Origin of the sequence: Catenulispora pinistramenti, from assembly GCF_018274385.1 — a bacterium.
Classification (GTDB): Bacteria; Actinomycetota; Actinomycetes; order Streptomycetales; family Catenulisporaceae; genus Catenulispora; species Catenulispora pinistramenti.
On record NZ_JAAFYZ010000040.1, the window covers coordinates 1 to 13,089 of the forward strand.

11 protein-coding genes are annotated in these 13,089 nt (G+C 70.0%); 8 read left to right on the top strand and 3 right to left on the bottom strand.

The features are described from left to right. Positions 1-8 precede the first annotated feature (8 nt). From KGQ19_RS14290 to KGQ19_RS14300, 3 genes are all read right to left on the bottom strand, one after another. Positions 9-1,208 (bottom strand): DUF5667 domain-containing protein, encoded by a 1,200-nt coding sequence (locus tag KGQ19_RS14290; protein WP_212009613.1) that lies wholly within the window; start codon positions 1,206-1,208, stop codon positions 9-11. A 260-nt stretch (positions 1,209-1,468) separates the two neighbouring features. Beyond that, positions 1,469-2,320: an ECF subfamily RNA polymerase sigma factor, BldN family gene (locus KGQ19_RS51865; RefSeq protein ID WP_307856419.1), complete on the bottom strand. Its 852-nt coding sequence runs from the start codon at positions 2,318-2,320 to the stop codon at positions 1,469-1,471. A gap of 325 nt (positions 2,321-2,645) precedes the next feature. After that, positions 2,646-3,443, bottom strand: a complete 798-nt coding sequence (locus KGQ19_RS14300) for an HAD family hydrolase (protein ID WP_212009614.1) — start codon at positions 3,441-3,443, stop codon at positions 2,646-2,648. Positions 3,444-3,513: 70 nt separating this feature from the next. Here KGQ19_RS14300 and KGQ19_RS14305 point away from each other — a divergent pair, with 70 nt between their 5' ends. From KGQ19_RS14305 to KGQ19_RS14340, 8 genes are all read left to right on the top strand, one after another. Continuing rightward, the gene (locus KGQ19_RS14305; protein WP_212009652.1) at positions 3,514-3,801 is read left to right on the top strand and encodes a glutaredoxin family protein; all 288 of its coding nucleotides are present in this window, start codon (positions 3,514-3,516) and stop codon (positions 3,799-3,801) included. A gap of 311 nt (positions 3,802-4,112) precedes the next feature. Further along, on the top strand, positions 4,113-4,952 hold the full coding sequence (locus KGQ19_RS14310) for a redox-sensing transcriptional repressor Rex (RefSeq protein WP_212009615.1): 840 nt from the start codon (positions 4,113-4,115) through the stop codon (positions 4,950-4,952). Continuing rightward, positions 4,949-6,271, top strand: coding sequence for a glutamyl-tRNA reductase (locus KGQ19_RS14315; RefSeq protein ID WP_212009616.1), 1,323 nt, complete (start codon positions 4,949-4,951; stop codon positions 6,269-6,271). Before KGQ19_RS14310 ends, KGQ19_RS14315 begins: the two co-directional genes overlap by 4 nt. Further along, positions 6,268-7,221 carry a hydroxymethylbilane synthase gene (hemC, locus tag KGQ19_RS14320; protein WP_212009617.1) on the top strand — a complete coding sequence of 318 codons (954 nt, stop codon included), beginning with the start codon at positions 6,268-6,270 and terminating at the stop codon, positions 7,219-7,221. The genes KGQ19_RS14315 and hemC overlap by 4 nt, the downstream gene beginning before the upstream one ends. Then, entirely contained in the window at positions 7,218-8,984 is a 1,767-nt protein-coding gene (locus KGQ19_RS14325; RefSeq protein WP_212009618.1) for a uroporphyrinogen-III synthase, read from the top strand. Before hemC ends, KGQ19_RS14325 begins: the two co-directional genes overlap by 4 nt. A 58-nt stretch (positions 8,985-9,042) precedes the next feature. After that, on the top strand, positions 9,043-9,501 hold the full coding sequence (locus KGQ19_RS14330) for a DUF5709 domain-containing protein (protein WP_212009619.1): 459 nt from the start codon (positions 9,043-9,045) through the stop codon (positions 9,499-9,501). A 159-nt stretch (positions 9,502-9,660) separates the two neighbouring features. Next, a complete protein-coding gene (hemB, locus tag KGQ19_RS14335; RefSeq protein ID WP_212009620.1) occupies positions 9,661-10,632 on the top strand; it encodes a porphobilinogen synthase in 972 nt (323 codons plus the stop codon). Positions 10,633-11,169: 537 nt separating this feature from the next. Beyond that, the gene (locus KGQ19_RS14340) at positions 11,170-13,086 is read left to right on the top strand and encodes an ABC transporter substrate-binding protein (RefSeq protein WP_212009621.1); all 1,917 of its coding nucleotides are present in this window, start codon (positions 11,170-11,172) and stop codon (positions 13,084-13,086) included. Positions 13,087-13,089: the final 3 nt, after the last annotated feature.

Sequence of the window (13,089 nt, forward strand, 5' to 3'; positions counted from 1 at the left end):
CCCCACCCTCAGTTCGGGTTCGGGTCCGTATTCGGCGGCCCGCCAGTCGTCGGGCCAGTGGCCGGACCGGTGTTGCCGATGGTGATCCCGATCGGCGGCAGGCCGCTGATCAGCGGCGGCACGTTGAGGGTGGTGTCGGAGGAGCCGATCGGGACCGACACGTGCACGCTCGACGGATCGCTGCTCGGGGTGCCCGTGGGGGTGGCGGTGGGGCCGGCGGAGTCGGTGCCGGTCGGGCCGGCCGAGCTGGGCTGCCGTTGGCCGGGGGTCGGGTGCGCGGAGGGTGTCCCGGTGGGCAGCGGGGTGCTCGGCAGGGCGCCGCCGTGGTGTGAGGCGGTGTCCGCGCCGCTGGGCCGCTGCTGGGTGGCCTGCTGGCGGTCGATCGTCGCCTGGGCGACGGCCAGCCGGGAGCTGAATCCGTCCATCAGGGCCACCAGGCGGCGGGCCTGGTCCTGGGTGTCCGGGGCCAGGAGGGTCTCCAGGTCCTGGACCTGTGGTTCGTAGACGTCCAGGAAGTTCCGCAGGCTGGTCAGGGCCTCGGTGTTGCCGGACTCGGCGAGGGGGGTCAGCAGCTGACCGGCGCTGTCGACGTCCTTGTACAGGTTGTCGGTGGTCTCGGCCACGAGCTTGCTGGTGTCCGAGCCGTCGACGTTCGAGTCGTGCCGGCCCAGCAGCTTCTGGATCTCCTCCAGCCGGGTCTTGGCCTGGCCCAGGTACTGCTCGCCGCGGTCCAGGTCGGAGCCGGAGACCGAGACCCGCATGTTCTCCAGGCTGCGCTTGACCCCGTAGAGGGGGTCGCCCGGCAGTGCGCTGGACGCCGCCCACGCCACTCCGCCCAGGCCCCCGGAGAGCACCCCGACCGCCACGCCGCCGCCGATCAGCCGCCGCCGCCACGGGGTGCGGCCGCGGACCAGCACGTCGCCGTCGCCCGGGCCGCCGTCCACGTCGGAGTTGAACAGGACCAGGAAGTCGCGGTGCAGACGGGCGCCGAGCTGTTCCCGGAATTCCGGCCGCACCGTCGGGGCGTGGAAGCGCCCCTCGTCGATGACGTTCTCGACCACCCGGAGCATCGCCGTGAGTTCGGGGTCGCCCTTCTGCGGCGGGATGAGCGTCGCGACACCCGAGCCGCCGTCCCGCGAGCCGTCGAGGCCGTCGAGCAGCCTGGCGAACTGCTCGGCCCGCTGGCGCTCGCCGAATGCTGCGGCCATGTGTCGTCCTTCCTGTCCCGTACGCAGGGAAGCCCCACCCGTCGCCCACCGCCGCCCGTCAAGGTGACGATGCTCGCCGCAGTGTTAGACACCGACAGACGACAAAGGTTGTGCCCCCGGCTCCCACCGGCATGTCTTTCGGTCCCTTATTCACCCGTCAGAGTGAGTTGTTGGACCGCTACTTGGAAAACGACGGCCCCACTTTGGGGGTTACGGCGTGTCCCGCATACGGGTGGTCCTGGTTTAGGAGTAGAGGAGTATTAGAGACTCTCAGCCGGCAGAAGTCGCGCAAGCGTACGAACCGCACGGTACTGGAGCGTCTTGATGGCGCCCTCGTTCTTGCCCATGATGTCGGCGGTCTCGGCCACCGACAGGCCCTGCAGGAAGCGCAGCGTCACGCACTCCCGCTGCTGGTCGTTGAGCCGGTGCACGGCATCCAGCAGCGCCTCGTTGGACAGGTGCTCCAGCACCGAGTCCTCCGGGGACGCCTCGACCTCGTTGGAGTCCAGCATCTCGCCGGTGGAGACCTCCATCCGGTGCCGGCTGGACTTGAAGTGGTCGGCGACCAGGTTGCGGGCGATCGTCACCAGCCAGGCCCCGAAGTCGCGGCCCTGCCAGCTGAACGTGGTGATCCGGCGCAGCGCGCGGACGAAGGTCTCGCTGGTGAGGTCCTCGGCCAGGGCCCGGGTGGAGACCCGGTAGTAGATGTACCGGAAGACGGTGTCGCAGTAGATGCGGTAGAGCTCGCCGAAGGCGTCGGCGCTGCCCTCCTGCGCCTGGCGGACCAGGTGCACCATGGCCTCGGACTCGCCGTCGCCGGCGACCGGGCCGCCTGGGCGGTCCGCTGTGCCTGAGCCCCCGGCGTGCCGCGCGCCGCCTCCGGACCGGGTGCCGGCCGAGTGGGTGCCGCGGCCGTTGCCGTCCCCGGCCACGACCCGGATGGCCTCGCGCAGCATCAGCAGGCCGCGGTCCTGGCGGTCCAGCAGCGGTCCCGGCGTCGGCATCGGCACGTGCGTGGACAGTACCTGCGCAGACAGCGCGCCAGTGCGGGCGAACGGGTCGCCCCCCACCTTGGCGCTGTAGCCGTTGAGTCCGAAGTCGTCCCGGTACACGTGTCTCCCGTGGCTCGGTTTCTTTAGCCAGCCTGGTAGCTCATTGAGATGTCTCTAGTAGCAGAGTGTTCCGCCTCGATCACCGATCGTAGGGTTCCCCATCGTACGGAATTCGGACGGACCCGTGCGGGTGATTCCGGCTATTACACCCACAGGAAACACCCTCCTGTACAGGAAGTCCGGTTTAGGTCCGCTCACTGGACCACGTGTGTCCGCAGGACTTTAGAGGACTTCAAGGGGTCCTGTGCAAGGGTTGCGCAGGGGACCTTCGGGAGGTCGGAGCCTATGCGTACCCTGATAGACGGAGGGTGACAGGCCGTCGCTCTCAGTCGCGGTCGCCAGACCAGTGTGCCGCGGCGGCGGCCGCTCCGGCGGCAACCGCGCCGACCGCCGCGGCGGCGCCGGCGACCGGAACCTTCCGGGTGTGGCGCGTGGTCCGGTAGTCGACGATCGCCCAGTCGTGAAGCCGCGCGTGTCGGCGCAGCGCGCGATCCGGGTTGACCGCGACTGGGTGCCCGACAAGGGACAACAGGGGCAGGTCGTTCGCGGAGTCGCTGTAGGCGTAGCTGTGGGCCAGGTCCAGGCCGCGCTCCCGGGCCAGTTTGGCGACCTGGCGGGCCTTGTCCGGACCGTGCAGCAGCGGGCCGGAGATGCGGCCGGTGTAGACGCCGTCCACGGACTCCGGCTGGGTGGCCAGCGCGCCGGTCAGCCCGAGCTGGCGGGCGATCACCTGGGCCAGCTCGATCGGTGCGGCGGTGACCAGCCACACCTCCTTGCCGTTGAGCAGGTGCGCCTCACTGAGCGCGCGGGTGCCGGGCCAGATCTTGTCCGCGAGGTAGTCCTCGAAGACCGCCTCGCAGATCTTCTCCATCCGGGCCACCTCGTGGCCCTTGACGAAGTCCAGCGCGTGCTCCTGCACGTCGTCCAGCAGCCCGGACTGCTCGCCGAAGACCCGGAACCGGACCTGGCGCAGCGCGTGCCCGGCGATCTCACGCTTGGTCACCATGCCGTGCGCGGTCAGGCCGCGTGCCAAGTGGAACAGGGAGGCGCCCTGCACCAGCGTGTTGTCCAGGTCGAAGAACGCCGCGGAGTGCACAATGCGCCCAGCAGTCTCGGTGCCCATGCGCACAAGCCTAAGCCCCCTGCGTGACCGTCAGATGTCGCGTGCGTGTTCTCCGTAGGCTCATCCCGTGATGAGACTCTTCCAGCGCTCCGGCGGCACCCCTGTGACCGTGACTCTTGTCGGCAAACCGGGCTGTCACCTGTGTGACGACGCGCGGGCGATCGTCTCGGCGGTGGCCGCCGAGACCGGGGCGACGGTCGAGGAGCTGGACATCACCGCCGAGGATTTCGACCCGGCACAGAAAGCGGAGTACTGGGAACAGATCCCCGTCACCTTGGTGAACGGCAGGCGACATGACTTCTGGCGGGTGGACCGGGACCGTCTCCGCAAGGCGATCGCCCAGGCCGCGCGGGGCTGAGAACCGCTCCGCGCCGGCCCTGAGAAAGCTCTGGAGCAGAGTGATCCACAGCACTCGGTGCCCGGTTTGGTAACTATTCGGCCCCCAGTTCTGTCGACAAAAGGGACATCCCGTCATCGGGTGCCCGACGAGACTTTGTGCGCGCGTTCACAAACGCCTATCGTGCTTGGCAGGAGGAACAAGCGCACAAGCGCGCCGGCTCCTCCTCAGTCGGGCTGCCAGGGCACCCCTCATCGGGGCCCGAGACCGCCGGGCTGAACGAGATCCACAGCACGACGGCAACGCCGAGCGCGAGCGCGATGAGGAGCAGCGTGGCCAGCACGAGCAGCAACGCGTCGGGCGGCACCGGTTCGGACTCCCGTTCCGGCGGTGGAGCCTCGCTGCGCTCCAACCGGCAGGGCATCCCGGAAGCCACGGTGGCGCGGCTGCCGGTCTACCTGCGAGCCCTGATCAACATGCAGGAGCGCGGCATCATCACCGTCTCCAGCGAAGAGCTGGCGGCCTCCGCGGGGGTCAACTCCGCCAAACTCCGCAAGGACTTCTCCTACCTCGGTAGCTACGGGACCCGCGGGGTCGGGTACGAGGTCTCGTTCCTCGTCTACCAGATCTCCCGCGAACTGGGTCTGACCCAGGACTGGGCCGTGGCCATCATCGGGATCGGTAACCTCGGCCACGCGCTGGCCAACTACGGGGGGTTCGCCTCCCGCGGCTTCCGCGTGGCGGCGCTGTTCGACGCCGACCCCGCGCTCACCGGCACGGTGGTGGCCGGGGTGCGGGTCCGGCATGTGGACGAACTGGAATCAGCGATCCGCGGTCTCGGAATCTCGATCTTCGTGATCTCCACGCCGCCGGGCGCCGCCCAGGCCGTCGCCGACCGGCTGGTCGCGGCCGGGATCACCTCGATCCTGAACTTCGCGCCGGTGGTTTTGAACGTGGCGGAGGGCGTGGACGTGCGCAAGGTGGACCTGTCCATCGAGCTGCAGATCCTCGCCTTCCACGAGCAGCGCAAGGGCGGGCACGCGCTGCCGCAGGCCGGGAACGGGACGGCGGAGTCCGACGGCGGCGGGGAGACCGCCGCCGGACCGGCCGCCTCCGGTCCCCCCGGCCGAGCCCTCGACCCTTCCTTGATCGATACCGGGATCCCCTCGTGAGCCTTCTAGCCGTAGGACTGTCCCACCGGTCCGCCCCCCACGCGCTCCTGGAGCGCGCGGCGCTGAGTACCGAGCGCACCGGCAAACTCCTGGCCGACCTCGCCGCGTCCCAGAACGTGCACGAGGCCGCGGCCCTGGCCACCTGCAACCGCATCGAGGTCTACGCCGGCGTCGACAAGTTCCACGCCGCGGTGACCGAGATCACCGAACTGCTGTCGGTGCACACCGGCGTCGAGCCGGCCGAGCTGACCCAGCACTTGTACGTGCACTACGACGGCCGCGCGGTGCAGCACCTGTTCACCGTGGCCTGCGGCCTGGACTCGATGGTGGTCGGCGAGCCGCAGATCCTCGGCCAGATCCGCACCGCCCTGGCCGCCGCGCAGGAGCACGGCACCGCCGGGCGCGCGCTGAACGACGCGATGCAGCAGGCGCTGCGGGTCGGCAAGCGCGCGCACAGCGAGACCGGCCTGGACCGGGCCGGGCAGTCGGTGGTGTCGGTCGCGCTGGACGCGGCCTACCAGGCGCTCGGCGTCGAGGGCCCGAACGATCTTCGGGTACTGATCATCGGGGCCGGTTCGATGGCCGCGCTGGCCGCCGCGTCACTGAATCGGGCCGGGGTCCGTCATATGGTCGTGGCGAATCGGACCCAGGAACGCGCTGAGCACTTGGCGACCCAGTACAGCGGGGCCGCGGTGCCGATCTCCGAGATCGTGCCGGCGCTGGGGGAGGCCGACCTCGTGGTCGCCTGCACCGGCGCGCCGGGCTACGTGATCACCGGCGAGATGCTGAACCGGGCCGCGCACAGCCACCCGATAGCGCTGGTCGACCTGGCGCTGCCGCGCGACGTCGATCCGGCGGTCCGGGAACTGGCCGGCGTGCACGTCGTGGACCTGGAACGGGTCGCCGAGGACGGCAGCGCGCAGGCCGCCGGCGCCGCGCAGGAGATAGCTGCGGTCCGCGACCTGGTGCTCGGCGAGGTCGAGGCCTACGCCGCCGCCCAGCGTGCGGAGGCCGTCGCGCCGACCGTCGCCGCGCTGCGGGTGATGGCCGCCGACGTGGTCCGGGCCGAACTGGACCGGCTGCGGGGCAAGACCCCCGGCCTGAGCGACAAGGACCGCGCCGAGGTCGAGCAGACCGTGCGCCGCGTGGTCGACAAGCTTCTTCACGTGCCCACGGTGCGCGTGAAACAACTCGCCGGCGCTCCCGGCGGGTCCTCCTACGCCGAGGCGCTGCGTGAGCTCTTCGGCCTCGATCCGGCCTCGGTGGAGGCCGTCAGCGCGGCCAACGCCGCGGGCACGACGAATGAGGTGTCAGCATGAGCGCTCCTCCGGAGGATTCCGGACCGCCTGCGCCAGGCCCGGAACGGGCTTTACGGCTGGGCACCCGGGCCAGCGCTCTGGCCCTGGCCCAGTCCGGGATGATGGCCGAGGCCCTGACCGCGGCCACCGGCCGGCCCGTGGAACTCGTCCACGTCACCACGTACGGCGACACCTCCCGCGAGTCGTTGTCGGTGATCGGCGGGACCGGGGTGTTCGTCAACGCCCTGCGGGACGCGCTGTACGCCGGGGAGATCGACTTCGCGGTGCACTCGTTGAAGGACCTGCCGACCGCGGCGCCCGAGGGCCTGCACCTGGCGGCGGTGAGCGAGCGCGCGGCGGTGAACGACGCGTTGGTGGCCCGGGACGGCCTGAAACTGGCCGATCTGCCGGCCGGCGCGCGGGTCGGTACGGGCGCGGCGCGCCGGATGGCGCTGCTGAAGATGATCCGGCCGGACCTGGAGGTCGTGCCGATCCGCGGCAACGTCGACACCCGGGTGAACTTCGTGCGCTCGGGCCGGCTGGACGCGGTGCTGGTGGCGTTCGCCGGACTGCAGCGGCTGGGCCGCGACGACGAGGCGACCGAGGTCCTGGACCCGGAGATCATGCTGCCCTCGCCGGGGCAGGGCGCACTGGCGGTGGAGTGCCGGGACGCCGATCTGGTCGGCCTGCTGGCCGTCCTGGACCATGGCCCGACCCGGGCCGCGGTGGTCGCCGAGCGCACCATGCTGGCGGTCCTGGAAGCCGGGTGTTCGGCTCCGGTGGGTGGCCACGCGATCGCCTTGGATGACAACGTTTTGTCGTTGACCGGGGTGGTTGCTACCGTCACGGGGTCCCGCGGCCTGCGGCTTTCGGCGACCGGTACGGTCCCGGACGCCGAAGGGCTGGGACGGCGGGTGGCCGAAGGACTGCTCGCCGAGGGCGCGGCCGAAATCATGGAGGCCGGGCAATGACGGAGATCTTGACGGGGCTGGAAGTGCTGGAGGGCGCCGGAGGCGGCGCCCGGACGACGGACGGTGGGGGTGAGGCAGGCATGGTGACGACTACTCAGCGAGGTTCGGCCTCTGCGCTCGATTCCTGTGCGACGACGGCCTTGCTGGCCTTCGTCGGCGCCGGCCCCGGTGATCCGGAGCTGCTGACCGTGCGCGCGGTCGCGCTGTTGCAGGGTGCTGACGTGGTCGCCGCCGAGGCCGGGCTGCTGGAGCGGCTGGGCAAGCACCTCAACCCGGACGCCACCTTGGTGCCGGTGGTGGAGAGCGAGCGCGGGGAACTGGGGGAACTGGGCGACGCGACCGTCTCCCTGACCCCGGCCTCGCGGATGAAGAACCTGCTGACCGAGGTCGCGGCCGGACGCCGCGTGGTGCGGCTGACCTCCGGCGACCCGGGCCTGTCCGGCGTGGTCGCGGCCGAGGCCGCGCTGTGCGCCAAGGCCGGTGTGGTCTACGAGATCGTCCCCGGCGTCGCGGTCTCGACCGCGGTGCCGCTGTACGCGGGCATCCCGCTGGGCCGTTCGTCGGGGCAGGGCGGGGTGCGTATCCGTTCCCTGGCCGACGTCGCCGACTCGGCCGGCAAGCCCGGCGCCGGCCCGCTCGGCACGCACGAGACCCTGGTCATGGTCGGCCCCGCGCACCTGCTGGAGTCGGCCGCGGCCGCGCTGGCGGCCACCGGGCTGGCCAAGGCCACCACCCAGGTCGCGGTGACCGCCGACGGCTCGATGACCACCCAGCGCACCGTGGTCTCCACCCTGGCCCGGGTCGCGATCGAGGCCTCCGCGCTGATCGCGGCCGGCGGCGAGGTGGTCGTGGTGGTCGGCGCCGCGGTGTCCGACCGGGCCGCGCTGTCCTGGTATGAGACCAAGCCGCTGTTCGGCTGGAAGGTCCTGGTGCCGCGCACCAAGGAGCAGGCCGAGGGGCTGTCCGACCGGCTGCGCACCTACGGTGCGGTCTCGCACGAGGTGCCGACCATCGCCGTGGAGCCGCCCCGCACCCCGCAGCAGATGGAGCGCGCGGTCAAGGGACTGGTCACCGGCCGCTACGAGTGGGTGGCCTTCACGTCGCAGAACGCTGTGAAGGCGATCCGCGAGAAGTTCGAGGAGTACGGCCTGGACGCCCGGGCGTTCGCCGGGATAAAGGTCGCGGCGGTCGGCGAGCAGACGGCGGCCGCCCTGGTCGCCTTCGGCGTCCAGCCGGACCTGGTGCCCTCCGGCGAGCAGTCGGCGGCCGGGCTGCTGGAGGACTTCCCGGCCTACGATCCGGTCTTCGACCCGATCGAGCGGGTCTTCCTGCCGCGCGCCGACATCGCCACCGACACCCTGATCGCCGGGCTGATCGAGCTGGGCTGGGAGGTCGACGACGTCACCGCCTACCGGACCGTGCGCGCCGCGCCGCCGCCGGCCGAGGTCCGCGAGGCGATCAAGGGCGGCGGCTTCGACGCGGTCCTGTTCACCTCCTCCTCCACGGTCCGCAATCTGGTCGGCATCGCCGGCAAGCCGCACGCGGCCACGGTGATCGCGTGCATCGGCCCGCAGACCGCGAAGACCGCCGAGGAGCACGGCCTGCGGGTGGACGTCATGGCGCCGTCGGCGTCGGTGACCGCGCTGGCCGACGCGCTCGCCGCGTTCGGCGAGACCCGCCGGGTCTCCGCACTGGCCGCCGGGGAGCCGTTGTACCGGCCCTCCGAGCGCCGGCCCGGAGGCCGCCGCCGCTCGGCGCGCTGAGGCCCCGGGGCGGGGCGATGAGTTGCGCAGCTAGGGCAGAAGTGGTCAGGTAGTCGCTATGAGCAGTGGCTTCGCGGACGACGTCTACCTTCCGCAGCCGGATCCGGACGCCCAGGACCCGCTGGAGCAGTTGGACGGCTCCGACACGCTGGTCTCCGGGCCCGACGACCTGGACACCGGCTACTCGCCGCCGGAGCGGCCGATGGCGCTGCGCGACCCGGAGACCATGGACGAGCGGCTGGCCGAGGAGACGCCGGACGACGACGGCCCGCCGGCGGACTGGGACGGCATCGGCGACCACGCCGGCGCCGACGGCGAGCCGATGGGCGACCAGGTAGGCGGTCGGCGGTCCGGTCGGCTGGTGGCGCCGGACGAGGGCGCGCACTCCGGGGGCAACTCCGATCTGTCGGCCCAGGACGTCGGCATCGACGGCGGCGCGGCCTCGGCCGAGGAGGCCGCCATGCACGTGGTCGACGACGAGGAACTGGACGGGGAATACGACGACGCGATCGACTGAGCTCTGATGAACTGAGCCTCGATCAGCCGATACCCGCGACGAACGTGACGCGGTACGTGTGACACATTGAACAAGGGCGAAGCCGCGGTTCCGTGATCCGGGACCGGGCCGGGTCAGGGCACGCCTCGTAGCCCAAAAACCGCGAGTACCCTCAAATGTATGAGCTTTCCGCTGGACCGCCCGCGCCGCCTCCGCACCACGCCGGCCATGCGCCGCCTCGCCGCCGAGACCCGTCTGCACCCCGCTGACTTCGTCCTTCCGCTGTTCGTCAAGGAGACGGTGAGCGAACCGACGCCCATCGCCTCGATGCCGGGCGTCCTGCAGCACACCCTGGGCTCGGTGCGGAAGGCCGCCGCCGAGGCGGTCGCCGAGGGGCTGGGCGGCCTGATGCTCTTCGCCGTCCCGGCGCAGAAGGACGCGCGCGGCTCGGCCGGTCTGGCCCCGGACGGGATCCTGCAGCGGGTCATCGCGGAAGTCCGCGACGAAGTCGGCGACGACATCGTGATCATGTCGGATCTGTGCCTGGACGAATTCACCGATCACGGGCATTGCGGGGTCATCCGAGACGACGGCACCGTCGACAACGACGCGACTTTGGAACTTTATGCGGAAATGGGCATCCGGCAGGCCGAAGCCGGCGCCCATATGGTCGCCCCGAGCGGGATGATGGACGGACAAGTCGCCGTGATCCGGCGCGCACTGGACGAAGCGGGCCGACAGGACACCTCGATCCTCGCCTATTCCGCGAAATACGCCAGCGCCTTCTTCGGTCCGTTCCGGGACGCCGTGGAGTCCAGCCTGAAGGGCGACCGGAGTACGTATCAGGAGAATCCCGCCAATACCCGGGAATCCCTGCGCGAAGTCCGCCTCGATGTCGAGGAGGGCGCGGATATGATCATGGTCAAGCCCGCGCTGTCCTATCTGGACATCGTCCGTCAGGTGGCGGACATGGTCGACGTGCCGGTCGTCGCCTACCAGGTGTCCGGCGAGTACGCGATGGTCGAGGCCGCGGCCGCCAACGGCTGGCTGGACCGGGAGCGGACCATCATGGAGACCCTGTCCTCGGTGCGCCGGGCCGGCGCCACGTCAGTGCTGACGTACTGGGCCGTGGAAGCTGCGCGCATGCTCTAGCGGCCGTCCGCGCTAGGCGCCGTCTGTTCTCGGCGTCATCTGGTTTAAAGGGGACTTCCTGCGGGACATCCCCTCCAACGAACCCCCGCATCCCCTTGCCGAACCCTTGCCGGGCCCGGTGCGGGGGTTGCGGGGGTTCGTACGATCTTGCGGCCCGGTTCTCCGCATTGGTAATAGGTGGATATCCAGGCCGTGGCTCACATCCCCGGTTTACCTGCGGCGACAGATAAAAGATCTTGAAATACCAAGATCGGGAACCGCGCGGTGTCGATCTTGTTAATTCTTCCCGGCAGGCGTCCGTAGCAGGTCTGTAGGTCTTTTGACATCGATTTTGTTGCCGATCCGTGATCGCTTTTCCCCCTTTGTTAGGCCACTGTATGCAGGAGTGGTCGTGAGCCACCCTCGGCGCCACTGCCTGTCTTTCGTGCCCCTCGGCTGCGCTCACAACCGCGACCGGCCCGGATCCACACACCGAGCCGGCTCCGTCGAAGGGGAGGGCTCTTGATGGCCGTCAGAAATACCCGAAAAATCGTGGCGATGGCGGGAGTACTCGCCGTCCTCGCGTCGGCCGCGGCATGCGGCAGCTCGAAGAAGAGCGGCGGCAACAACAACGCGACCAACCCGGTCTCGACCGCGAGCAGCTCCTCGGCTCCGGCCAAGCAGGGCGGTACCGCGAACGTCGCCGAGTGGCCGCCCGGGTCGAGCCCGACCGCGATCTGGCCGTTCATGACCAGCGACCAGCTGAGCACCCAGAACGCCGGCCAGTTCCAGTACTACTTCTACCGTCCGCTGTACTTCGTCGGCCTGAACGACAAGCTGGCCGTCAACTACGACATGGGTCCGGCCGACCAGCCGACCTGGAGCTCGGACGGCCTGACCATCACCATCCCCATGAAGTCCACCTGGGGCTGGAGCAACGGCGAGAAGGTCACCGGTCAGGACGTGCAGTTCTGGCTGAACATGCTGAAGTCCGAGGAGGGCAAGCCGGGCCAGGCGGGCGCGTCGGGCTACTACAGCCCGCCGAACCAGGCCGCCGGCGTGAACTACCTGCCGGACAACATCAAGTCGACCACGGCCACCGACTCCAGCATCAGCATCACGTTCGACCAGAAGTACAACCAGGAGTACATCGTCGGCAACGCGCTGTCGACGGTCACGCCGATGCCGCTGGCCTGGGACGTCACCGACGCCAAGGGCACCAAGGGCAAGTGCTCGACGGACACCCTGACCTCGCCGACGCTGCAGGCCGACTGTGACGCGGTGTTCAAGTACCTGAACACGGCCGGCAAGGACGTCAAGTCCTTCGCCACCAACCCGTTGTGGCAGATCAGCGACGGCCCGTGGTCCCTGAAGGAGTTCAACGCCACCTCCGGCGGCTTCTCCATCGTGCCGAACACCAAGTTCACCGGTGAGCACAAGCCGTACCTGGACCAGGTCAACTTCGTCCCGTTCCAGAGCCAGGACGCGGAGTGGACGGCCCTGAAGGCCGGCTCCACCGGGGCGAACGCGCTGCAGATCGGGGTGTTCCCGAACGCCGACACCCCGCCCTACAACGGCAACGACCTGCAGGCCGGCAACCCGCTGGCCTCGGCCGGGTACAACGTCGAGAAGGGCTCGCTGCTCGACTCGATCGACTACTACCAGGTGAACGACGGCTCCAAGGCCCACGGCAACCTGTTCAAGCAGTCGTACTTCACCAAGGCCCTGCAGGACGAGATGGACCAGCAGAGCGCGATCACCGGTCCGTACAAGGGCTGGGGCTACCCGACGACGGGCATCGTGCCCGGCTACCCGGACGGCAACCCGCTGTCCCCGGCGGCCAAGGCCGCCGCGGCCAAGTACGACCCGGCCGAGGCCAAGACCCTGATGCAGCAGCACGGCTGGGACGTCTCGACCACCCCGGCGACCTGCACGAGCCCCGGTACCGGCGCCAACCAGTGCGGTGCGGGCATCAAGGCCGGCGACAAGGCCGAGTTCACCCTGGAGTACCCGTCGGCGCACCCGGCCATGGACACCATGCTGGCCGCCTACAAGCAGGCCGCGGCCGGCGCGGGTATCGCGGTCAACACCGTGACCAAGACCCAGAACACCCTGTCCGGTGAGCTGGTCGGCTGCTCCACGAGCACCCCGGCCGGTTGCAACTGGGACGCGATCCTGTACGGCGGCTGGGTGTTCTCCCTGCTGCCGACCACGGACTCGCTGCTGACCACCGGCGCCGGCTCGAACATCTTCGGGTTCTCCGACCCGACGTTCGACGGCAAGGTGGCCGCCACGATCAAGAGCAGCGACCCGCAGGCCTGGTATGACTACGAGTCCTACGCGGCCAGCATCTCGCTGCCGCTGATCTTCATGATGGACCAGATCTGGCCGTGGGCCGTGGCGAGCAACTTCCACGACTCCGGGCAGGACGCGTTCCAGGGCTTCGAGCCTGAGTTCTGGTACTACACCAAGTGATTC

Bases quoted from the DNA above. Each gene is read 5' to 3' on its own strand.
- KGQ19_RS14290 (WP_212009613.1), bottom strand. From the start codon at position 1,208: ATGGCCGCAGCATTCGGCGAGCGCCAGCGGGCCGAGCAGTTCGCCAGG.
- KGQ19_RS14300 (WP_212009614.1), bottom strand. From the start codon at position 3,443: ATGGGCACCGAGACTGCTGGGCGCATTGTGCACTCCGCGGCGTTCTTC.
- KGQ19_RS14305 (WP_212009652.1), top strand. From the start codon at position 3,514: ATGAGACTCTTCCAGCGCTCCGGCGGCACCCCTGTGACCGTGACTCTT.
- hemC (WP_212009617.1), top strand. From the start codon at position 6,268: ATGAGCGCTCCTCCGGAGGATTCCGGACCGCCTGCGCCAGGCCCGGAA.
- KGQ19_RS14325 (WP_212009618.1), top strand. From the start codon at position 7,218: ATGACGGAGATCTTGACGGGGCTGGAAGTGCTGGAGGGCGCCGGAGGC.
- KGQ19_RS14330 (WP_212009619.1), top strand. From the start codon at position 9,043: ATGAGCAGTGGCTTCGCGGACGACGTCTACCTTCCGCAGCCGGATCCG.
- hemB (WP_212009620.1), top strand. From the start codon at position 9,661: ATGAGCTTTCCGCTGGACCGCCCGCGCCGCCTCCGCACCACGCCGGCC.
- KGQ19_RS14340 (WP_212009621.1), top strand. From the start codon at position 11,170: ATGGCGGGAGTACTCGCCGTCCTCGCGTCGGCCGCGGCATGCGGCAGC.